Source organism: Nakamurella panacisegetis (genome assembly GCF_900104535.1).
In the GTDB taxonomy this organism is placed as follows: domain Bacteria; phylum Actinomycetota; class Actinomycetes; order Mycobacteriales; family Nakamurellaceae; genus Nakamurella; species Nakamurella panacisegetis.
In genome coordinates, this window is sequence record NZ_LT629710.1 from 4,966,239 (window position 1) to 4,987,479 (window position 21,241).

Sequence of the window (21,241 nt, forward strand, 5' to 3'; positions counted from 1 at the left end):
AGACCGGCCCTCCACTCGTCATGCTGCCGGGGCCGTGACGAGGTCTCGCAGGTAATACCAGTGATCCCAGGCGTCCCACGACCGCCGCCGCACCCCCGCCGCCGCACCCCCGCCGCCGTCAGTACGCCGAACTCGCCAGTACGCCGAACCAGTCAGCCGACGGGCAATCCGAGTTCTTCCTGCATGCGGTGATACTGGCGCCGGGCGCGCTGGGCCGAACTCGCATCACCGCGCGCTTCGTGCAGTTCGATGGTCAACAGCCACGGCGGATCCTGGTACGGGTCCAGTTGGACGGCACGCCGCGCGGTCGCCAAGGCATCATCGGCGTGGCCCGCCGCGGCCAGGTCGGCGGCGAGCGCGGTGGCGGCGGCGCCCGCGGTCAGGCGGTACTCCTCCCGGCGGTCCGCCACGAACTCGGCCGGTCCATCCTCGGGGAGCAGATCTCCGGCGTACAGATCGAGAGCACGTCGACGAGCCGCTGCGGCTGCGGCCAGATCGCCACGGCGGGTGGCCGTTTCGGCCAACGCCACCGCGTCCACAAATTCGCGGACATCGATCTGGGCGCCCGGCGGCAGATGCAGCTGGTAGGCATCCCCGTGACGGACCAGGCTCTCCCCGGTCGGCCATTCGGCCCGTTCCAACACCTGCCGGATGCTCGAGATCGCCACCTGCAGACGCCGGGTCCCGGCGACCAGATCGGCCTCCGGCCACAACTGGGCGATCAGCGTCTCCCGATGCAGATCTCGGTCGGGTGAGAGCATCATGAAGCGAAGCAACGCCAACGCTCTCGGTCGCAAGGCGGACACATCAACGGGGCAGCCATCGAGGGTGATGGCGAATCCGCCGAAGAGCCGGATGCCGATCGACCTCGGCGCGCCGGACTGGCTCCGTCGGGACGAACCGGCCGACGCCACCCCGACCTCCGACCCCACCGCGACCGCCGACCCCACCGCAACCCCCGACCCCACCGCAACCCCCGACCCCACCGCAACCCCCGACCCCACCGGAGCCCCCAGCCGGTCGAGGGCCGGCATCGGCACGGGAACCGGAGACGGAAGGAGCGTCCGCGCGGCCGCCGGACCGGGCGACGTGGCCGGGGCTCCGCCCCGGGTCGACGAGGCGGGGACGCGGTCCTGGGTCGAGGCCCGGCCCCCCAGGCCCGGATGCGAGACGAGCGCACGTAGGCCGTTTCGCAGACCGCACCGGGCGGCCACGTCTGCGGCTGCCCTGACCCAATCCTGGTCATTCGCCGCCATGGCCACGGCGAGCAACGCCACCGCCTGCGGCCCTGGGCTGCCGAGCTTCTCGGCGGCCCGCTCGACCGCCGCCGCGGTCGCCATCGGATGCGATGCCTCACCCGTCGTCGGATGCGATGCCTCATCCGTGGTCGGCTGCGAGGCATCGCGCGTCTTCTGCTGCGAGGCATCGCGGGTCAGCAGCCCGAGTGATTCCGGCCAGACGGCCAGTGCCGGTGCACCGAGCGCGTGAAACTCATCGGCGGCAAGTAGATACTGCCTGCCGGCCGCTGGGTCACCGGTCAGGTGAGCGACCACCGCCCCGGCCAGCCGCAACAGGGCGGAACCCCACCGGTCACCGCGCCGCGCGCACTCATCGGGCAGTCCGGCCGCAGCCGTCACCCGCCACGCCGGCGAATCGGGGTTGATCTGCGCGAGCTCGTACAGGCCGCGGGACAGGCGAGCGATCCACGGGTACCCGGCGAGGTCGGCGTCGACCGAGAGCTCCGCCAGGGCACAGTCCTCCACCGGTCCGCGCAGGCCGTTGATCAACTCGATCACCCCCGACGCCAGCCGGCCGAGCAGGTCGACCACCGGGTCGTCATGGTTACGCACCAGGCGCAGAAGACCGGCCGCGCCGCCCAGGTCCCCGCCGATCAACCGGCACAACGCCTCTCCGAGCACCTCCCGGCCCCGCTCTGGGTTCGGTTCGGAGCGTTGCCGCTGCCCCCTGGTGGCCGCCCGGATCCGCTCGCTCCACTCGTCCCCCCGCCCCGCGCCGACGGCCGTGGCCGTCGTCCAGTCCTGGACCCGTGCGCGTTCCTGTCGGCACTGCAGCTGGAATTCCGGCTCGTCGTGCAATCGTTCAGCCAGGCGCAACAGGCGCACTCCCTCGTCGAGAGCACCGTCCCGGACGTGCCGCCGCGCCTGGGCCAGGGCCAGCCAGGGATCGGTCTGCACCATTGCCGCAGGCAGGGCCAGGTCGTCGTCGCCGTCGGCCACGACGGTCCTCAGCAGCTCCGTGACCGCCAACCAATCCTCGGCCCGCGCGTACGCCCGGACCGCCGCCCGATGATGGCCGGACCGGCGTAGAAGGTCGGCGCTCCGGGCGTACCACTGGCGAGCGAGGCCCGGGCCGTACTCCTCGACCAGCGTCAACTCCAGATGCGAGCGGAGCACCTCGTGGTACCGGAACGAGCGGCCGTCGTCGTCCGATGATGTGAAGAGCTGGCGTTGCTCGAGTTCATCGAGGACGGACGCGCTCCCGGTGGTGTCCAGCAACGCGTCGCACAGGTCTCCGGTGAGTATCCCGAGCGTGCTGGTGAGCACCAGGAACCGGCGCCGGGACTCCGGCAACTCGTCGATCACGTTCCGGGCCAGGTACGAACGGACCAGGCGCGAGCCACGGGACAACTCAGCCACCATCTGCACTCGGCGCTCACCCGACCGTCCGCGGCTGGCCAGATGGAACAACTGCAACCCCGCCGCCCATCCCCCGGTCCGGCGGGTCAGCGCCGCCGCCGCCTCAGGGGACATCGGCTCGCCGTAACCCCCGAACAGTTCCTCCACCTCCCAGGACCGGAAGCGGAGATCGTCAGCGCCGATCTCGCGCAGGAGGCCGGACACCCGCAGCCGAGGCACGTTGACCGCCGGCACCCCCCGCGATCCGATCATCACCCGCACCGCGGGCGGCCGGAACTGCAGCAACCTCTCCAGGCTTCGTTCGGCCGGCGACCCGGTCACTTCGTGAGCATCGTCGAGGACCAGCAAGCAGTCGGACACGACGGCATCGTGCAGAGTGGCCAGCAACTCATCGAACGGCAGCGTCCCGTCATGGTCGTACTGGTCGCGAAGCCCGGGGCAGACCGATCCCAGGGCGCACACCAGATGCGCGAGGAAGACGTCCTGATCACAGTCGTCCGGGGTCAGGCGGTACCACGCGACCGGATCCGCGGACCGGTCGGCCACTCGCGCCAGCAGGGTGGTCTTGCCCGAACCGGCCGGCGCCACAACAAGATCCAGCCCGGGACCCCGGTCGCTCGTGAGGGGAAGTTCCAGGCGCGGACGTGACAGCCCGCTCGCGTCAGGACGGCGGAGCTTCTCGGCCAGAATGATCGGTGCGTTCACCTTGCTCCCGGACATCGCCTCGTTGGGTGGCCGGCCGCCGGCGCTTGGTCAGCCGTGGTCGGTCGTCGGCCCTGTAGGTGAGAGCCGATCGCGGATGTAGGTGATACACGACCTCGCCTGATACGGCCGGGATCCCTCGATCGCCGCATCGACGATGTCCGCATCCGCTCGGCCGCGACCGTGCGAACGCGCGCGGGCAGGCATTCAGCCGCCGAGATTCCCACGCACGGGAATGAACCCACCCGCTCGGCGCGTTCCACGACTACAGAGCGGCAGCACGACCGCCCGTTGCCCCCTCGGCGAGGAGTCACCATGTCCGACCGACCTGAACTGCATCCCGGCACCGGCCACCCGACCAGGGCGGTCGCCAATCCGAACCGGATCATCGTCTCCGCCAACGGACGGGCGATCGCCAAGAGCGAGCGGGCCCGGGGACGGCAGGAATCCAACGACCCGGCCATGCCGTAGTCCCGCTCGGCAAGTCCCGGGTCGACGAGGTCTACTGCCCGGCCCGAGCCGGGCCACACGGTCACCTTCGAGAACGAAGCACGCCGCCGCGGAATCGCCGGCGGCGACGAGAAGGGCGGTTGTCTGCGGCGCTCTCGGCGGACCGGTGGTCAGAACTTCCGCGTGAACGGCAATGGCTTTCTCATGCGGATCAACAGCAGCAGCGGAAACAGCACGTAAGGCGCGTTGTAGAGCAGGAAGATGAACGGGTGCGGCGTGCGCTGGCCGACCGGACCGAAGAACTCGACGCCGAAGATCGGGATGGCGGTGAGCGAGATGATCATCGTCGCGTAGATGACCGCGTAGAGCTGGATCCAGTTGTACGCCTTGACCAATGCCACGATCAGCACCACGTAGAAGAGAACGTAGACGAACGCCGACGTTCCGCTGATGAACCGCAGCCACAGCGGATGTGCCTGATACAGCGGATCGTTGGCCGAAGAGTAGGTGTAGTTCCAGCGCACCAGGATGTTCGGGGAATCGGCCACTTGATCGAGGCCGAGGCCCTCCACGGAGTCACTGATGATGCAGGTGACGATGAAGATCGAGAAGATGACGGTGAACACGATGTCCATCGGGCGTTGGCGCCACGGCAGGTTCACCACGCGTGAGGCCCGAGCGAGAGCAGAAGTCATTTGTGAATGCTAACTCTCGCGCTTTCAGCAGTGACGTCGAGTTGCCGATATCTCGCGTCCACGACGATCAGCGCGAGCGCGACGATCATCAGCCCGATCCCCCGGCGACCCATCGCTCGAACCTGGCTCACGCGGATCGGTTGACGCCGGACGACCCGCGCCGCCAGGGCAGGGCCAGGAGTCAGGTCCGCCGGCGCAGGGCGGCAATGGCGAGATAGATGGCGGCGAGGCCGATCAGGAGCACGAACACCGCGAAGACCCGACTTTGCGCGTTGCCCGCGTGCACCAGCGCGATCACGCCGACGACGGTGAGCACCGTCCCGACGAAGATGTTGCCGGCCTGCCGGACCTGTTTGCGCAATGCCACCCAGCAGACGGTACGCGACATCGGCCCCGCCGTTCATAGCCCTGCCTCCGGTCGTATCGTGAGCGGGACAAAGTACTTCACGCGCGAAAGGTTCCTCATGCAGATCACCAAGCTGGGCCACTCCTGCTTGCACGTCGTCGATGGCGACGCCAACCTGCTCGTCGACCCCGGAGTCTTCTCCTCCGGCTTCGAGAACCTCACCGGGTTGACCGGAATCCTGATCACCCATGAGCACCTCGACCATCTCGATCTCGATCGGCTGCCCGCCCTCGTCGCGGCCAACCCGCAGGCCGGCCTCTACGCCGATCACGGCTCGGCCGCCACGTTGAGGTCCGCCGGATTGGCCGCGACCGCGGTCGCGGCCGGCGACTCGTTCGATGTCGGGACGCCCGTGACGGTGCACGGCGACCAGCACGCCGTCATCTATCCCGAGATCCCGACCATCACCAACGCCTCGTACCTGATCGGCGGCCGTCTGCTGCACCCCGGTGACGCGCTCGACGTGTTCGACCTGGACGTCGAGATTCTCGCCCTGCCGACGGCCGCCCCGTGGATGGCGCTCAAGGAGAGCGTCGACTACTACCGCGCGGTCATGCCCAAGGTGGCGTTCCCGATCCACGAGGGTATCTTGGCCAACCCGGCGATGTTCTACGGGATCCAGGAGAAGTTCGGCCCGGCGGACGCGACCTGGGTGGTGCCGACCCAAGGCGAATCCTTCGAGGCCTGACCCGCATCACAGCCCGTCGACGTAGTCCTTGGCCTCGCGCAGTCCCCACGAGGTGTGTTCGCGCACCAACTTGATGGCCGCGATGGCCTGGCCGGACGATTTGAGCGACCGGGCCTGCAACTCCACCTCGAGCGGCACCCACGATGCGCTGGGCAGCATCTCGTCGGCCGACAACGCGACGGGTTTGGTGAGGTCGGGCCCGGCCGGCGGGGGCGGGACCGGTCCGGCGGCCATCCGGTCGACCATCACCTTGGCCGACGCCAACCCGAGGCCGGGTGTGCCCGCCCGCAACATCCTGATCGCGGCCACCTTCTGATTGGTCTGGGCCAGGGCGCGCACGCGGTTGATCAGTTCGGGCTCGAACAGCAGCTGCGTCGGATCCACACCGCCCTGGGCGCGGCGGCCGACAAAGGTGAGCAGCAGAACCACGACCAGCACCACGACAACGATCCAGATCAGCACGGTCATCGGCCGATCCTAGTGAACATCAGCGGCGCACACTTGGGATCGTCGGCCCGACCACCGGCGATCGTCCGCGCGAGGTCGTCACGGTGATGGCGACCAGGATGATCATCAGCACGGCCGTGATGTGGATCGGAGCGCCGAAGAAGGTCGAGGCCAGCACCAGCACGGCCACGACGGGAAACGCCATCGACGCGACCGGCGTGTGCCGGTGCCGCAGGTGCAGGGCCCAGACGACAACCAGGTACAGCGTGACGGGCACGGTCACGGCCAGCCCGGATGCCCAGCCGGAGATGTGGATCTCGTGCCGGTCGTACTCCACCGCGATGTTGAGTCCGGCGCCCACCGCGGCGATCGACGCGAAGATCAGATAGTGGCCGTAACCCCACAGCAGTGACGAATTGAGATTGTTGAGCGCGTCGTGGGCCGACTTGTCGAAGTAGACCCACCACATCGAGAACAGGATCAGGATCCCGGCCGTCGCCACGCCGATCATGGCCGCCTTGTGGTCGGTCTCGTGGATTCCGGCTTCCAGCGCCACCACCACGGCGGTCACCGACTCGCCCAGCACGATGACGGTGAACAACCCATACCGCTCGGCGATGTGCGACGGGTGGTAGGGCGTGACGGCGGTGCGCTCGGCCCAGGCCGGGACGGCCATCTCCAGGAGCGCCAGAAGGACGAAACTGCCCAGGCCCCAGCTCTCCGGCAGCCAGAGCCGGGCAACCCACCCGACCTGCACGACGACAATGCCACCGGCGTATCGGAGGGCGGTCATTCGACGCTCAGGGTCGCTGCGCGCCGCTCGGAGCCAGTTGCTGACCGTCGCCAGTCGCATCACCACGTATCCGATCACCAAGACCGTGAAGTCGCGGTGCTCGGGATCGAAGGCCGGGGTCACTCCGGCGGCCAGCACCAGGCTGCCGGCGATCTGTACCAGTACCGAGATGCGGTACGGCACATCGTCGTTGTCGTAGGCCGAGGCGAACCAGGTGAAGTTCATCCACGCCCACCAGATGGCGAAGAAGATCATGGCGTAGCTGAGGACCCCGGCACCGGGATGTCCTTGTCCGATCTGCTCCTCGATCGAGATCCCGGCCCTGGACACCGCCACCACGAAACACAGATCGAACAGACACTCGAGCGGGGTCGATGCACGGTGCCGCTCGTCCCGGCTGCGCGGCGCCATCGGCCGGCGCCAGGGAATGCGATCAGGAGAGGCTGGCATCATGGCTGGTCCTTCGAGATTCCGTGCGGGCCGGTCGGCTCGACCCTAGTGCAGCCCGATGATCCCCCCGAAAGCGCGCGCACTACTCTCGCGGTGAGATCGTGATGGGCGCCAGTCGAGCAGGAACAACCGGCAGAGAACTGCCGCACGAGGAGGAGCACACCGTGTACGAGGACCTCAAGGGCAAAGTCGCCGTCGTGACCGGAGGTGCCCGCGGACTGGGCTACCAGATGGCCGGCGCCCTCGCCGCACTCGGCGCCGAGGTCGCGTTGCTCGACCTGCTGCCCGAGGTCACCGACAGTGCCGCCCGTCTGGCCGGCGAGAAGGGTGTCCGAACCGTCGGCATCGCCGCCGACGTCACCGATCAGACCTCCATCGGCAACGCCGTAGCCGCCGTTGCCGGGTCGCTCGGTACCCCGTCGATCCTGGTCAACGCGGCCGGCATCACGGCCTGGTCCGACTCCCTCGATGTGACCGCCGAGTCGTGGCGGAAGGTGATCGACGTCAACCTGACCGGCACCTTCTTCAGCTGCCAGGCCTTTGCCCGGTCGGTTCTGGCCGGCGGCGGCACCGGCGCCATCGTGAACGTCTCGTCGATGTCGGCGTTCGTGGTCAACATCCCGCAGAACCAGGTCTCCTACAACGCCTCCAAGGCCGCAGTCGACCAGCTCACGAAATCACTTGCCGTCGAGTGGATTTCGAAGGGCATCCGGGTCAATGCGATCGCCCCGGGCTACTTCCTGTCCGACATGACGAGGCAGTTCCTGGACACCAACGCCGAGCTCGGCAATTACTGGAAGTCGCTGATTCCGGCCGGCCGCATGGGCCAGCCGGCCGACCTCGACGGCCTGGTCTGCTTCCTGGCCTCCGACGCATCGCAGTACATCGTCGGCGAATCGATCGTCATCGACGGCGGTTACTCGATTGTCTGATCCGACCTCACCGCTGGCCGGGAAGGTAGTCGCCGTCACCGGAGCCGGGTCCGGCATCGGGCTGGCCACCGCGGCCGCGGTCTGTGCTCTCGGGGCGTCCGTGCTGCTCACCGGACGGACGGTGGAGAAGCTGAACACGGCGGCCGCCTCCCTCGGCGGCCCCACGTCCGTTCTGGCGTTGGACGTCTCGGCGGCCGATGCCGGGCCCCGCCTGGTCGCGGCGGCGGTGGAGGCGTTCGGACGCCTGGACGTGCTCGTGGCCAACGCCGGTGTCTACGTGCCCGGCGATCTGTGGGACGGGGCCCCGGCCGACTTCGCCAACCTGATCAGCACCAACGTGACCGGGGTGATCACCACGGTGCAGGCCGCGGTGACAGCCATGCGGGACGCCGGTCACGGTGGCGACATCGTGGTCACCAGCTCGGTTTCCGGCCACCAGGCCATCCACTGGGAGCCCGTCTACTCGGCGTCCAAGCACGCGGTCCAGGCTTTCGTCCACGGGGTGCGGCGGCAACTGATCGGGTCGGACATCCGGATCGGCGCCATCGCGCCCGGCGTCGTGCTCAACGATCTGTGGCAGGTCACCGGACCGGCCGAGATCGAGAACAAGGTCGCCGCGGGCACCGGAATCAGATCCGAGGACGTGGCCGACGCCATCGTGTTCATGCTGACCCGGCCACGCCACATCGGCATTCGCGACCTGGTGATCCTGCCCGTGAATCAGGAGATCTGAGCACGGGCGAGGGCCGGATCCGGGGCGGCGCGGCCCGCCGGCCGTGTTGGCTTCCGACGCGTCACGGCGCGGGCGGCTACTGTCACTAACTGTGAACGACAGACTGGTTTGGGTGGACTGCGAGATGACAGGTCTCGACCTCCACAACGACGCCCTCATCGAAATCGCCGCCCTGGTCACCGACGCGGACCTGAACATCCTCGGCGACGGGGTCGACGTGGTGATCCACGCCTCCGACGAAGCACTGGCTGCGATGCCCGAGGTGGTGGAGCAGATGCACGCCAAATCCGGCCTGACCGAACAGGTCCGGGCGTCGACGGTCACCCTCGACGAGGCCCAGAAGATCGTTCTGGACTACATCAAGCAGTACGTCCCTGACCCCCGGACGGCACCGCTGGCCGGCAACTCCATCGCCACCGACCGCGGCTTCCTGGCCCGCGACATGCCGGAGCTGGACGGTCACCTGCATTACCGGATGATCGACGTGTCCAGCATCAAGGAACTCGCCCGCCGCTGGTTCCCCCGGGTGTACTACGCCCAGCCGGCCAAGGGCATGGCCCACCGGGCCCTGGCCGACATCATCGAGTCGGTCCGGGAACTCGCCTACTACCGCGCGACCGTATTCGTCCCGGCGCCCGGCCCGACGTCCGAACACGCCCAGGCCGTGGCCGCCCGGTTGATGCTGGACACGCTCGAGGACTGACCGACGGCCGGGTGTGGTCCGATCCCGGCCTCTACCGGCAGGTGCGGTCGAATCCGGCCGCCTGCAGCGCCGAGTAGGTGTCGTCCGATGCCGCCACCGCAAACCCGTCCCCCACCGACTTGGCCGGGAGGTCGACCACCGGTCCGGCGTACTGGGCCAGGATCGCCAGGTCGGCCAGCGAGGTGCTGTGGTCGGTCCGCATGGCACCGCTGACCGTCCACGCGAGTCCCTGCAGCAATGCCGGGTTCCCGGACGCGGCGACCGCCTGCTCGACGGTCCGGAAGATCACGCCACCCCATGACGTGCGCTGCTGCGCCCCGTCGGACATCAGCTGCCACCGGCCACCGACCAACTGCTCGGGATGGCGGGACCGGACCAGAGCCAGGGCCTGCGTTCCGGTAACGCGCTGGGGGCCGGCCGTGGTCAGGTCCAGTCCGGTGTAGGCATCGCGCACCGGCGCCGGTACATCGACGACGATCCCGCCGAGATCGTCGATCACGGAGGTGAACACCGCGAAATCCACCACCACGAGGTGGTCGGTCGGTATCCCCAGGGTGGTGCAGAGACTGTCGACCAGGTTCTGCGGACTGACCTGGAAGGTCAAGGTCATCCGGTTGAGCTGGCGGAGACTGTTCCGCAGCAACATGTCCCGCGGAATCGAGAGCGTGGACACGGCGCCGGCCGGGGAACGGTGCACCACCAGGACGATGTCGGCCCGGGCCCCGGCGACCTGATCGGTCGTCCCGAACGTCGCCCGGCTGGCCCCGTCCGGGATCTCGGCCCGTGAGTCGGAGCCGACGATCACCCACGTCTCCCCCGGTGCCCCGGCGGTCGGGGTGATCGTGATGTGGTCGATCCGCGCCGACAGCACCACCGCGTCGAGCGCGATCAGCACCAGGACGGCCGACAGGACCGCGAACAACGCCTTCACCGCGCGGCTGCGCCGGGTACGGCGACGGGCCGGCACCGCAGTCGCGATGTCCGGCCCGTCGTCAGTGATGCTCACGGAACTCAGTGTGAACGGCTCCCACGACGCCGGGCGAACAGCAGGGTCCCGAGGCCGCCCAAGGTCAGCAGCAGGCCGACGGCCGTCATCTGGGGCGCGGCGCTGACACCGGTGCTGGCCAGGATGGGCGCTCCGGTAGTCGTGGTGGCGCCGGCGGTGGTCGACGTGGTCGTCGCCGGGTCACCAGAGGTCGCGGGCACCATGGTGGGAACGGTGGTCGTCGCGGTCACGGTGGTCGTCGTGTTGACCGGCGCGGCCATCACCTCGATCGCCAGCGACGTGGTGACGGCGCTGCTTTCACCGACCAGCTCGAGGGTGTGGGCACCGCCGACGGTGTCCAGCGGAATCGTGAACTTCTTGGTGTCGATGACCCCGTCGGCGTCGGCCACGTAGCTGGCGATCTTCACCGGCGTGCTGTGGATGTAGAGGTCGACCGTTTCACCCGGTTCGAAACCCAGTGCGTCGACGTCGTAGCTCTTGCCGGCGTTCAGGATCGGCGTGTCCATCAGGAAGTCCGGCAAGAACATGGCGGCGGAGGACACGTTGCCGTTGATGGTGAAGGTAACCGGCTTGTACTGGAACGAATCCGTGTACGTGTCACAGGTCGCCCCGAAGTCGATCTCGGCGCTGGGATACGGGTCCGGAATAGGCTCCGGGGTGAAGGACCAGGTCCCATCCGGATTCACCGGGACGACTGCGACGACCTGGTTGTCAGCCGCCTTGAACTGCCTGGCCGGGCGGGCCGCACTGGCCAACGTCGGGGTGACATCGATCGCGTACAGCGTGACGTGCGGCTGCTTTCCTTCCGGATCGGTTTCCTGTCCCCGGCAACCGGTGCCGCTGAAGACGACCGTCGAGCCCGGCGTGGCCGGGTTGGGCGAGATGGTGAAGGTCGGTGCGGGCGCTCCGGCCGAAGCGGTGCCGAGGGCAAACGTCATCGGGGCGACGACGAGGGCAGCGGTCACCAACAGTTTGTGCATGCGCATGGGCGATCTTTCTGGTCCGGTGAACGACGGCGGTTTCGTGTCTGCCGGAGATGGCCGTCGATGGCCCGGAAGTCCCCACTGCCCCCACGATGCCGTGACATTACGTGACCGGATGATCACATGTCAAAGGCGTGTGAAGAGCGCCGTTACTTCCGCCCATCCACCGGCAAAATCGCTGGTCAACGCGGTACTGCCAGCGGATGCAGGAGTACCCCGGATCGTCGGTTAGACTATTGATCCCGGTGGCCAGCCGCCGGGATGCAGGATGCATGGTGGGCGTAGCTCAGCTGGTAGAGCACTGGCTTGTGGTGCCGGTGGTCGCGGGTTCGAGTCCCGTCGCTCACCCCAGATCGAAAGGCCCCGGTTCACACCGGGGCCTTTCGTGCATTTCCGGGTACGCGACCGTCGTCCGGGCGCCCATCGGTCGCGGACGGGCCACGGCTCACCGGAGATAGTCCATGCCCATCGCCGCCCGGACCCGGTGCAACTTCTGGCTGGCCATGGAATTGGCCTCGGCGATGCCGTCCAGCAGTACCCCGTCCAGGAAGCCCGGATCGGCCATCAATTCGCGGCGGCGCGACCGCAACGGACGCAGCGTCTCGTTCACCGCTTCGATGACGGCGGCCTTCAGGGCGCCCGCTCCCCCGTTGCCGATTCCCGCCGCCACGTCGACCGGCGACCGGCCGGTCAATGCCGCCGCCATCTGCAGGAGCGAGGCCACCTCGGGGCGGCGGAGCGGGTCGAAGGCGATGTGCCGCAACGAATCCGTCCGCGCTCGACGGATCAGACGGGCCGTGGTGTCCTCGTCGTCACCGAGGGCGATCGCATTCCCCCGGGATTTCGACATCTTGTTCCCGTCGATGCCGAGGAGCACCGGGACGGTCGACAGCATGGCCTCGGGAATGTCGAACACCGGGCCGTACCGGTCGTTGAACCGGCGGGCGATCAGCCGGGTCAGCTCCAGGTGCGGGAGTTGGTCACGACCGACCGGCACCACCGTGCCGCCACAGAACAGGATGTCGGCCGCCTGGTGCACGGGGTAGGTGAGCAGCAACCCGGACAACGGCCGGGCGGCGGCCTCGGACTCGGCCTTGACGGTCGGATTGCGCCGCAGCTCGGCGTCGGACACCAGGGAGAGGAACGGCAGCAACAATTGATTCAAAGCCGGGACCGCCGAGTGCGGGAAGATCGTTGCGCCCTCAGGGTCGACCCCGGCGGCCAGGTAGTCGGCGACCAACGAGCGCACCCGTGCGGTCAGAGGTCCTGGGCTGTCCCGGTCGGCGATCACCTGGTAGTCGGCGATCACCAGGGTCAGCGGCACGCCCATTCGCTGGAGCCGCACGCGATTGGCCAGTGTGCCGAGCAGATGGCCCAGGTGCAGATCCCCGGTCGGGCGGTCGCCACTGATGACGTGATGCTCCCTCGGGGTGGTCCGCAGTTCCGTCTCGAGCTCGACCGAACGCTGCCCCGCCCGCGCGAACGAAGGATCCGGTTCGTCGGCCGTCCCGTCCTCCGGATCGAGCGCGGCGGGTAGATCGTGGAAAGTGGTCATTCTGAGCTCCTTGCTGGCAAAGGGCCGAGACCTCGGAAGGTCTGGGTCGCCGGCGCGGGAGCAGAACGACCACAGGCCGCCCGAAGGCGGCCTGTGATGGGTGGATGTGACGTCGCGGCCGCCGTCAGGCAGTCAGCCACCAGCTGGTGGGGCAGAGGTGGCGCGCGGTCATGAGAAAAACGGTAGCACCGCGACCGGCCGCCGGACGACTGGGCCGGATATCCGACGTGCCCGACGCGCAGTGACCGGAGCCACACCTCTGGCCGCAGTGACGGAGCGATACCGTCTCTGAACTGCCGGTTTTCGATGTCGGCCTCCGACCCTGTAGAGTTCTGCTTCGCCCGCCGGAGACGGTGAGTATGCGCCATTAGCTCAATTGGCAGAGCAGCTGACTCTTAATCAGCGGGTTCGGGGTTCGAGTCCCTGATGGCGCACAGAGCTTGGAGATCCCCCGTCCGGTACCACCGGGCGGGGGTTTTCTTTGCCTCCGAACGGGCCGCGCGACCGTGCCGATCTACCCTGTTGCAGTGATGACCATCGACGACGTCGCCGCCTACGCCCTGTCGTTGCCGCAGGCGGTCGAGACGCTGAAGTGGAACCACCGCACCTGGGCGGTCGCCGGAAAGTCCTTCGCCTGGGAACGTCCGTTCAGCAAGGCGGACATCAAGCGGTTCGGTTCCCAGACACCCCCGTCCGGACCGATTGCGGCGATCACCGTGGCCGATCTCTCCGACAAGGAGGCGGTCCTCGCGGAACATCCCGATTCGTTCTTCACGATCCCGCACTTCGACGGCTTTCCAGCCGTGCTCGTCCAACTCGAGCTGGCTGATCCGCACCAGGTCGAGCAGGTCGTGCTGGACGCCTGGCTGTGCTGCGCCCCGCCCACCCTGGCTGCGGAATACGCGCCTCAGGCGGACTGATCATGCGATCGTCACCGCCGGGCAGACATCGGTGTGACAGCGGTCTCGAGCGGGAACTGAAACCGACAGCGAACTGCGCCTGCCGGGCGCGGTTCCCGATCGGACGGAATCCTTGCGATGAGTGCCAATGTCAAGAGCACGGCCGGACACGCTGCGTCCGGGGCCGAGCAACAGGGCCGTGAGGTCGAGCAGAGCCGCGCGTTCGGCGCGCTGGTCATGGTCGGATTGATCGCCTATGGCGTGGTGCACCTCCTGGTGGCCTGGATCGCGTTGCAACTGGCCTGGACCGGAGGCGGGGGCGAGGCCTCGCAGCAGGGCGCGCTGGCGCAGATGGCCAGTTCTCGCTTCGGTGACCTGCTGCTGTGGATCACCGCCATCGGCCTGTTCGCCCTGACTCTGTGGCAGATCTTCACCGCGCTCTGGGGTTACAGCTACGAGAAGCCGAAGAAGAAGGTCTTCAAGCGACTGGGTGCGGCAGGCAAGGCCGTCGTGTACCTGGGTATCGGGATCAGCGCGGTGACCACTGCGGCCGGGGGCGGCCAGAAGAAGTCCGGGAACAGCAGCGAGAAGTCGCTCACCGCCAAGCTTCTGGGCGTTCCGTTCGGAAAGGTACTGGTCATCGCCGTCGGGATCGCCGTGCTGGTCGTCGCCGGTCGATTGATCTACCGGGGCGTCACCAAGAAGTTCACCCACGACCTGGAGGGTGGTGTGCGGCCGACGGTCGTCCGGTTGGGCCAGATCGGCTACTGCGCCAAGGGGATCGCCTTCGGCATCGTCGGCGTGCTGTTCGTCGTCGCCGCGGTCACCTTCAACCCGAACAAGGCCGGCGGGCTGGACACTGCCCTGCACACGCTGCGGGACCAGCCGTTCGGCCCGGTGCTGCTGACTCTGATGGCGTTGGGCATCGCCGCGTTCGGTCTGTACTGCTTCGCCTGGTCCCGCCACGCCAAGCGTTCCTGAGCGGAGCGTCTTCCGAGCCCTGAACGGGCGTCAGGCCTCGACGAGTTCGGAGACGATGCGGGCCGCCCGTTCGGTGACCTCCGCGCGGGCGGCGGCTTCGTCGATCGCGAGGACCACCCGATTCCGGACCACGCCGCGCCCGGCGATGAACACATCGGTGACATCGGTGCCGTGGGCCGCGTAGGCCAGGAAGGACCCTGGGTCACCGAACGGGGTGGCGGTGGTGCCGGTGACGTCCAGCAGCACGATATCGGCGGCTTCGCCGACGGCGAGCACACCGGAGAGCGTCGGGTCGATCGCGGCGGCGCCGCCGGCCGTGGCCATGCGGAACAGATCGCTGCCGGCGATGACGGCCGGGTCGGCGGCATACCCCCGCTGGACCAGGGCGCCGTTCTTGATCTCCTCGAACATGTCGAGGGTGTTGTTGGACGCCACCGAATCGGTGCCGAGGCCGAGTTGCACGCCGCCCGCGATGTACGCCGGTACGGGGGCGATCCCCGCGCCCAGCTTCAGATTCGACACGGGATTGTGCGCCACGGTGACGCCGGGCCGCGCGAGCAGTTCGATGTCACCCTCGCGCGGGTGCACCGCGTGGGCCACATGCACCCGGCCGTCCAGCAGGCCCAGGTCGGCCACCTGACGGATCGGGCTGGATCCGAACCGCCGTAGCGATTCCTGCACCTCGAACTGAGTCTCGGACAGGTGGATGTGCACGCCGATGCCGTCGACGGCGGAGCGGCGGGCCACGTCGGCGATCATGTCCGGCGGGCAGGTGTACGGCGCGTGCAGCCCGTAGGCCAGCCCGACGAGCGGGTCCCCGGCGAACTCGGCGGCCAGCGCGGCGGTGCGATCCAGCATTGCGGCGCCGGGAGTGGCGTCGGCCATCGGGAAGGCGACCGCGTCGTAGCCGAAGACCGCGGGCGCGGCGGATACCCGCATGCCGGCCTCGGAGACGGCGCCCAGGAGCGTGCTGTCCCACTGGAACATGTCGACGAATCCCACCGTGCCGCTGCGCAGCATCTCGGCCAGGGCCAGGCGCAGCCCGGCGAGAACGTCGGCCGCGGTCAGCCGCAACTCGAAGGCGCGCACGTGGGTGAGCCAGGTGTGCAGTGGGACGTCGTCGGAGTGCCCACGCAGCAGCGTCATCGCCGAGTGGGTGTGAGCGTTGATCAGACCCGGCATGGCCAGCCGGCCGTCGCCGTCCACGTCGTTAGGACCGAGCGGCCCGCGCGGCGGACCCAGGTAGGTGATGCGACCGGACGCGGTGCAGAAGGCCAGCTCGGCGTTCCGCATCACCTGCCCGGCGGACGGCACAACGGTCAGCGGGGCAATACGAATCTCGCTCATAGGTGGGGGGCGTCGGTCAGAGCGCCGAAAACTTCTGCCACTGGGCCCAGGAGTACGTCCAGTCGAACAGATCACCGTCGGACGCCGAGAGCTGAACGCTGGTCCCGGTCACCTCGACCGGATCACCGATCATCGCCGAATTGAAGTATGCCTTGGCGCTGGTCGGCGACAGGTTGATGCACCCATGACTGACGTTGGTGTTTCCCTGATCGCCGACGGTGTTCGGGTTCTCGTGGATGAACTCGCCGTTGTCGCTGATCCTTACGTCCCAGTACTCGGTGGAGTGGTAGTTGAACGGCGGCGAGCCGATCATCAGGTGGACCGGAAGCTTCTCCATCACGACGTGGATCCCCGAACGGGTCACCAGATTGGGATCGTTGACCTGATCGCCCCGACCGAAGGAAGCCGGGTAGGTGGCGATTGTCTTGGTGCACGATGCTTCGTCGTTCATCGCGCAACCCTGCTTGACGACGATCTTGTAGCTCTTCGCGTCGGCGTAGACGACCTGGTTGCGTCCGATGGTGAAGTCGGTGGTGACGTCGTCGGCGCCGTAGGCACCGGCGGCGAACTTCAACCCGTAGGCGTTCGCGGCGACGTGCACCTTGGTGCCGGCCGGCCAGTACGTCTTCGGCCGCCAGTCGAGTGCCCATAGCCCGTCGTCGTGCTGGATCCAGGCCCAGGAGCCTTCGACCTTGGGCGTGGTGGTGATCGTCATGTTCTTCTCGATGAGGGCCCGGTCGGTCGGTTCGACGCCGAAGCGAACGATCACCGATGCGGCCACTCCGACCACGTCACCGTCGCCCGGGGACACGTTGACGCGAACCCTGGTGTCGGGCTGCACGGTGGTGAAGGACCCCTTGATCGCCACCGCCTTGCCGTCGGTACCGGTGGCGACACCGGACGCCGAGTATGTCTTGCCGTACCCGAGCACCTCGCCGAGGGTCCAGGACGCACCGTCCTTGGAAACGCTGCCCTTGACGACCTTGCCATCCGGGTTCTTGAGGACGAACTGGGTGATCTTGCCCTTCGCCACGGAGATCACCAACGGCTGGGCCGGAGACATGTTCGACGTACCGAAGGCCGGGCTGGCCTTGACCGAGGCCACCGGAGGCAGGACAACCGAGCTCGAGGTGGTCGGCGTGCTGCTCGTGAGCACCGAACTGACCGGCGCCGACGCCGGGGCCGACCCCGACGGGCCGGAGGAGGCGGGGGTGGAGACGCTGCCGACCGTGATCGGAGCCCCTGACGGAGCGGCCGACGAGACCGACTCGACCGACGAGGTCGAGCCACCGGAAGAGCCGGTGGCCGTGGTGCCGCTGGAGGTACAGGCTGTCACCAGCACCGCCAGACCGAGGAGCGCCGCGATGGGCGCCAGACGGCGTGCAGAAGACATGTAAACGAACCCGCCTCACAGAGTTGAACCTCGGCGGACGTAGTCCCCCGCCACCGGCCAGTGGCCGACGAGGCGAAGAATACCGGCTCAGACCGACAGCCCCGGTGTGAATCGCGGTCCTGCCGGGGTGAATCACACCCGGACGCGGGCGTGCTCTAGCGGAAGAGGCGCCGAACGATGAGGATGCCGACCAGGGCCCCGGCACCGATCAGGGCGTACTTGATCTTCGGGTCGGCCAGCTTGGCCCGGATCGTCTGCTTTCCCTGTTCGACGATCCGCTTGGGGTTGGCCCTGGTGGTGATTTCGTCGACGGCCACGGCGAGCGCATCGCGCGCACGCTCGATGTCCGCCTGGATGGTGTCCGCGTCGCGGGCCACGGGGCCTCCTGTAAGTACAGGCCGCGCGGGATGCGGCCATGAGCAAACTACCCTAGCGCCATGACCTCAAAACTCCCCGACGTGGGCGATGCCGCACCCGACTTCAGCCTGCTGGACGCCAGCGGGGCCACGGTCAGGTTGGCGGACTTCGCGGGCCGGAACGTGATCCTGTACTTCTACCCCGCCGCCATGACGCCGGGATGCACCACTCAGGCCTGCGACTTCAGCGCGGCCAAACCGGAACTGGACACCGCCGGCTACACCGTGCTCGGCGTCTCCCCCGATGCCCCGGCCAAGCTGGCCGCGTTCACCGAGAAGAGCGGTCTCGACGTGATCCTGCTCAGCGACCCGGAGCGGGAAGTGCTGAGTGCCTACGGCGCCTACGGCGAGAAGCAGAACTACGGCCGCACGGTGATGGGCGTCATCCGGTCCACTTTCGTCATCGGGCCGGACGGGAAGATCGCCAAGGCCTGGCGGAACGTCAAGGCCACCGGCCACGTGGCCCGGGTCCTCAAGGAGCTCGGCCTGGCGGCCTGACGTCCGGATTCGGTTGGGTAGGCTGGCCCACGCCGTTCCCGCGGCGTGGGGCCGTAGCCCAATTGGCAGAGGCACACGGTTTAGGTCCGTGCCAGTGAGGGTTCGAGTCCCTCCGGCCCCACTTCTGTGACCTGCGAAAACACCCCCGTTCTATCCGTTTTGTCCGGTTCGCGGGCACGGAATGGGCACAACCTGGGCAGATACGGCGTGACGTTGGCACCGGCGGACACTGCCAGCGAAGCGGCGGTGTGCCGGAGGTCGTGCGGGGTGAGCCGGGGAACGCCGGCGTCCTGCCACGCCTTCTCGAACCAGCCGAGGGTGCCGTTCGGCTGCCGCAGGTAGCCACCTTTCGGGGCCTGGAACACCAGATCGCTGGGTTGCCTGTCCTCGCACAGTTCGGCCAGCCGTTGGATGCGGAAGGCCGGCACGGGAACTGTCCGCCGGTGGTGGGTCTTGGGCGTTCCGACGTGCACGTGCGCACCAAGGCCGACCGCGTTCTGGGCGATGGCGAGGCGGCGCTGGCTCAGGCTCACGTCCATGACCCGCAGCCCGGTGGCCTCGCCCCAGCGCAATCCGCAGTAGGCGAGCGTCAACACCAGTGAGCCGTACTTCCCAGACGCAGCGGCCAGCTCGTGCACCTCCGGTGGGTCAGGTACGTGTGTTCGCGACCGATCTTGCGGGGGAGGTTCACTCCCCTGGCCGGATTGACCAGCATGCGGCGGTCCTTGACTGCGTCGTCCAGTACCGCGGCCAGCAATCCGTAGGCCCTGGTGACCGTGGTGGCGCCACTGCCGCGATCAGTCATCGCGGACACCCATTGCTGCACCTCGGTGTGCCTGATCCCGCCGATCTGACGCTCCGCCCAGATGCCCCGAACATGGACACGCCACGCAGATTCAAGAGGTCGGTGGGCCGATGGCTTGAGATGTGTCTGACGGGTCAGCCAACTCGTGGCCAGTTCGCCCACTGGCAACCGGCTGTCAGCGGGTGCTACGTACTCCCCCTGCAGCTTCGATACCTCGAGCCGGGCGGCAAACTCCTCCGCCGAGCGCTTGGTCGTGAAGCCCCGCTTCTTGGTCTGCAGGTTATTCAGGCGGCGGTAGGGCACCTAATATCGCCTGGCCCCGTTCGCTAGTGCGTAGGCCTCGATGGTTGCCATCGTTCTCCTATTCGTCGCCGAGTCCCCGGGCGGGGCCGAGACGTATGGCCTCCAGACCTCTGCCCCAGGCACTACGTCCACCGCAATGCTCCGACCTGCCGACAGCCGCCACCAACGCGAATACCAGCACAATCAATGCAAGAACGGCATTTCAATTGTATTCATCACGACGCCAGCATTATCGACGGATTGTCTCACCAGTGAGCCGTTGCGGGCCACGACCTGCGCGGCGTAGGAATCGGCCTCGACCGGTCGTGGCACCAGCGACCAACACAGCTTGCTGATGTCAACCGCATTCCCCGCCCAGCAGGGTGGTGACGCTATCGGCTGCGGGGGGCGAGCGACAGCAACTTCACCGGGCGGCCCGGGCCCGGGCGGGCGATGGCCACCCCGACGGCGGTGTCGTCGGCCATCGCCCGGGCAGTGACCACATTGCCGGGCCCAACTCGAAGCGGCGGACGGTGCTGCCGTCTACGTCGTGCGCGGTGACAGGACCGGCAGCCACGGCGCACGATGCTCCGTGTCCTCTTGCCAGGTGCGGCCCAGCCGCCACCGCAGACCAGCCGCGTGCAATTGGGCGCGGGCGTCGTCGGTCTGCTGGTACCAGGTCATCGCCAGTTCCGACGGCGGCCGTTCAATCTCGGGCGGTGGCTGCCCGGTACTGGTGTCCGCGGTGACAGCCAACTGGGCGGGTAGATCGGCGCCCCACGGCAACGGCACGTAGCGGGCTGGTCCGCAGCACCTCGTAGGTGTCAACGCCCAGGTGCCGCAGACGCCACGGGTCGTCATCCACTTCGATCACCACCGCCTCGGCGGCGGCGTGCAGCGCCCGTACCGGCCGGTTGATCATCAACCGGTCCTGCTGACCATCTGCGCGGACACGCAGCACGGTCGACCAGCCGAAATCAGTCAGCGTTGCGGGCGTGGCGTCGGCCTCCTGCAGAAGTTCCTGATTCAGTGGCGCGGCCATGCACCACGCCCCACCCAACCCGCAGGCAGCCAGTTGCATCCCGTCGGTCCACGCCACCGTCCGGGCACCGCCGGGTCCGATGCCAAGAAGCGCACCAAACCGCTCCTGCTGAGCCCAGACGGACAACCCCGTCGCTCATCAGCGTCGGCCCGGGTCAAACAAGGCTGGCCGCGGCCGGCAACTCCGACCAACCCACCACATCCACGACCGCACCGGAAGCAGGATTCACGATGGCAGCGACCGGCTGGAACTGATCAACCACCCACAAGCCCGATGACATGGACAACAGGAACCCAGGACGAAGAAAACGCACCAACCGAACCTGACACGGACAGCCGCATCACCATCATCCGCACCGCTGTGTGCCCGTGCACGTCC

General features: G+C 68.0%; 23 protein-coding genes and 3 tRNA genes. 12 read left to right on the forward strand and 14 right to left on the reverse strand.

The genetic code is table 11. The features are described from left to right. Positions 1 to 152: 152 nt before the first annotated feature. Positions 153 to 3,362, reverse strand: coding sequence for a BTAD domain-containing putative transcriptional regulator (locus BLS97_RS22305; RefSeq protein WP_172832332.1), 3,210 nt, complete (start codon positions 3,360 to 3,362; stop codon positions 153 to 155). A gap of 312 nt (positions 3,363 to 3,674) precedes the next feature. On the opposite strand from BLS97_RS22305, the gene BLS97_RS23150 reads away from it, so the two are divergent. Beyond that, positions 3,675 to 3,830: a hypothetical protein gene (locus BLS97_RS23150; RefSeq protein WP_157695633.1), complete on the forward strand. Its 156-nt coding sequence runs from the start codon at positions 3,675 to 3,677 to the stop codon at positions 3,828 to 3,830. Positions 3,831 to 3,979: 149 nt separating this feature from the next. On the opposite strand, the gene BLS97_RS22310 is transcribed toward BLS97_RS23150, so the two are convergent. After that, on the reverse strand, positions 3,980 to 4,504 hold the full coding sequence (locus BLS97_RS22310; RefSeq protein WP_090480797.1) for an EXPERA domain-containing protein: 525 nt from the start codon (positions 4,502 to 4,504) through the stop codon (positions 3,980 to 3,982). Between the two features lie 181 nt (positions 4,505 to 4,685). Continuing rightward, positions 4,686 to 4,871, reverse strand: a complete 186-nt coding sequence (locus tag BLS97_RS22315; protein ID WP_157695634.1) for a hypothetical protein — start codon at positions 4,869 to 4,871, stop codon at positions 4,686 to 4,688. A 97-nt stretch (positions 4,872 to 4,968) separates the two neighbouring features. On the opposite strand from BLS97_RS22315, the gene BLS97_RS22320 reads away from it, so the two are divergent. Next, complete coding sequence (locus BLS97_RS22320; protein ID WP_090482966.1) at positions 4,969 to 5,598, forward strand: MBL fold metallo-hydrolase; 630 nt, start codon at positions 4,969 to 4,971, stop codon at positions 5,596 to 5,598. A 6-nt stretch (positions 5,599 to 5,604) separates the two neighbouring features. On the opposite strand, the gene BLS97_RS22325 is transcribed toward BLS97_RS22320, so the two are convergent. Together BLS97_RS22325 and BLS97_RS22330 are read right to left on the reverse strand one after the other, a co-directional pair. Beyond that, positions 5,605 to 6,066 (reverse strand): hypothetical protein, encoded by a 462-nt coding sequence (locus BLS97_RS22325; protein ID WP_090480802.1) that lies wholly within the window; start codon positions 6,064 to 6,066, stop codon positions 5,605 to 5,607. A 19-nt stretch (positions 6,067 to 6,085) separates the two neighbouring features. Beyond that, positions 6,086 to 7,288, reverse strand: coding sequence for a low temperature requirement protein A (locus BLS97_RS22330; RefSeq protein WP_090482969.1), 1,203 nt, complete (start codon positions 7,286 to 7,288; stop codon positions 6,086 to 6,088). A 164-nt stretch (positions 7,289 to 7,452) separates the two neighbouring features. Here BLS97_RS22330 and BLS97_RS22335 point away from each other — a divergent pair, with 164 nt between their 5' ends. From BLS97_RS22335 to orn, 3 genes are all read left to right on the forward strand, one after another. After that, positions 7,453 to 8,220: an SDR family NAD(P)-dependent oxidoreductase gene (locus tag BLS97_RS22335; RefSeq protein WP_197676320.1), complete on the forward strand. Its 768-nt coding sequence runs from the start codon at positions 7,453 to 7,455 to the stop codon at positions 8,218 to 8,220. Then, the gene (locus tag BLS97_RS22340; protein ID WP_197676321.1) at positions 8,213 to 8,953 is read left to right on the forward strand and encodes an SDR family oxidoreductase; all 741 of its coding nucleotides are present in this window, start codon (positions 8,213 to 8,215) and stop codon (positions 8,951 to 8,953) included. The genes BLS97_RS22335 and BLS97_RS22340 overlap by 8 nt, the downstream gene beginning before the upstream one ends. Before the next feature lie 91 nt (positions 8,954 to 9,044). Then, a complete protein-coding gene (gene orn / locus BLS97_RS22345; RefSeq protein ID WP_090480808.1) occupies positions 9,045 to 9,656 on the forward strand; it encodes an oligoribonuclease in 612 nt (203 codons plus the stop codon). Between the two features lie 31 nt (positions 9,657 to 9,687). On the opposite strand, the gene BLS97_RS22350 is transcribed toward orn, so the two are convergent. Further along, positions 9,688 to 10,662 carry an LCP family protein gene (locus tag BLS97_RS22350; protein ID WP_157695635.1) on the reverse strand — a complete coding sequence of 325 codons (975 nt, stop codon included), beginning with the start codon at positions 10,660 to 10,662 and terminating at the stop codon, positions 9,688 to 9,690. A gap of 5 nt (positions 10,663 to 10,667) precedes the next feature. Next, positions 10,668 to 11,648, reverse strand: a complete 981-nt coding sequence (locus tag BLS97_RS22355; protein ID WP_090480815.1) for a hypothetical protein — start codon at positions 11,646 to 11,648, stop codon at positions 10,668 to 10,670. Between the two features lie 272 nt (positions 11,649 to 11,920). Here BLS97_RS22355 and BLS97_RS22360 point away from each other — a divergent pair. Continuing rightward, positions 11,921 to 11,996: transfer RNA gene (locus BLS97_RS22360), tRNA-His, on the forward strand. A 94-nt stretch (positions 11,997 to 12,090) separates the two neighbouring features. On the opposite strand, the gene trpS is transcribed toward BLS97_RS22360, so the two are convergent. Beyond that, positions 12,091 to 13,200: a tryptophan--tRNA ligase gene (gene trpS, locus BLS97_RS22365; protein ID WP_090480818.1), complete on the reverse strand. Its 1,110-nt coding sequence runs from the start codon at positions 13,198 to 13,200 to the stop codon at positions 12,091 to 12,093. 361 nt (positions 13,201 to 13,561) lie between these two features. Between trpS and BLS97_RS22370 the strand changes: the two genes are divergently transcribed. The 3 genes from BLS97_RS22370 to BLS97_RS22380 all read left to right on the forward strand — a co-directional run bounded on the left by BLS97_RS22370 (position 13,562) and on the right by BLS97_RS22380 (position 15,080). Then, positions 13,562 to 13,634: transfer RNA gene (locus BLS97_RS22370), tRNA-Lys, on the forward strand. Positions 13,635 to 13,730: 96 nt separating this feature from the next. After that, positions 13,731 to 14,120, forward strand: coding sequence for an MmcQ/YjbR family DNA-binding protein (locus BLS97_RS22375; RefSeq protein WP_157695636.1), 390 nt, complete (start codon positions 13,731 to 13,733; stop codon positions 14,118 to 14,120). Between the two features lie 117 nt (positions 14,121 to 14,237). Beyond that, positions 14,238 to 15,080, forward strand: a complete 843-nt coding sequence (locus BLS97_RS22380) for a DUF1206 domain-containing protein (protein WP_090480824.1) — start codon at positions 14,238 to 14,240, stop codon at positions 15,078 to 15,080. Positions 15,081 to 15,110: 30 nt separating this feature from the next. Here BLS97_RS22380 and BLS97_RS22385 read toward each other — a convergent pair whose 3' ends face one another. Both BLS97_RS22385 and BLS97_RS22390 read right to left on the reverse strand, forming a co-directional pair. Beyond that, positions 15,111 to 16,427, reverse strand: coding sequence for an amidohydrolase (locus BLS97_RS22385; protein ID WP_090480827.1), 1,317 nt, complete (start codon positions 16,425 to 16,427; stop codon positions 15,111 to 15,113). Between the two features lie 16 nt (positions 16,428 to 16,443). Beyond that, positions 16,444 to 17,460: a L,D-transpeptidase gene (locus BLS97_RS22390; RefSeq protein ID WP_231988262.1), complete on the reverse strand. Its 1,017-nt coding sequence runs from the start codon at positions 17,458 to 17,460 to the stop codon at positions 16,444 to 16,446. Here BLS97_RS22390 and BLS97_RS24085 point away from each other — a divergent pair. Beyond that, a complete protein-coding gene (locus tag BLS97_RS24085; protein WP_231988263.1) occupies positions 17,441 to 17,824 on the forward strand; it encodes a hypothetical protein in 384 nt (127 codons plus the stop codon). The genes BLS97_RS22390 and BLS97_RS24085 overlap by 20 nt on opposite strands. 151 nt (positions 17,825 to 17,975) lie before the next feature. Here BLS97_RS24085 and BLS97_RS22395 read toward each other — a convergent pair whose 3' ends face one another. After that, positions 17,976 to 18,197 (reverse strand): DUF3618 domain-containing protein, encoded by a 222-nt coding sequence (locus BLS97_RS22395; protein ID WP_090480835.1) that lies wholly within the window; start codon positions 18,195 to 18,197, stop codon positions 17,976 to 17,978. A 60-nt stretch (positions 18,198 to 18,257) separates the two neighbouring features. Between BLS97_RS22395 and bcp the strand changes: the two genes are divergently transcribed. Together bcp and BLS97_RS22405 are read left to right on the forward strand one after the other, a co-directional pair. After that, a complete protein-coding gene (gene bcp, locus BLS97_RS22400; protein WP_090480838.1) occupies positions 18,258 to 18,734 on the forward strand; it encodes a thioredoxin-dependent thiol peroxidase in 477 nt (158 codons plus the stop codon). 47 nt (positions 18,735 to 18,781) lie between these two features. After that, a tRNA-Leu gene (locus BLS97_RS22405) sits at positions 18,782 to 18,855 on the forward strand. Here the strand turns inward: BLS97_RS22405 and BLS97_RS24625 are convergent. The 3 genes from BLS97_RS24625 to BLS97_RS22415 form a co-directional block, all read right to left on the reverse strand. Then, positions 18,815 to 19,372 (reverse strand): tyrosine-type recombinase/integrase, encoded by a 558-nt coding sequence (locus BLS97_RS24625; protein ID WP_407938088.1) that lies wholly within the window; start codon positions 19,370 to 19,372, stop codon positions 18,815 to 18,817. The genes BLS97_RS22405 and BLS97_RS24625 overlap by 41 nt on opposite strands. Continuing rightward, a complete protein-coding gene (locus BLS97_RS24090) occupies positions 19,324 to 19,548 on the reverse strand; it encodes a hypothetical protein (protein WP_231988264.1) in 225 nt (74 codons plus the stop codon). The genes BLS97_RS24625 and BLS97_RS24090 overlap by 49 nt, the downstream gene beginning before the upstream one ends. Before the next feature lie 979 nt (positions 19,549 to 20,527). Further along, positions 20,528 to 20,920 carry a hypothetical protein gene (locus tag BLS97_RS22415; protein WP_090480841.1) on the reverse strand — a complete coding sequence of 131 codons (393 nt, stop codon included), beginning with the start codon at positions 20,918 to 20,920 and terminating at the stop codon, positions 20,528 to 20,530. Positions 20,921 to 21,241: the final 321 nt, after the last annotated feature.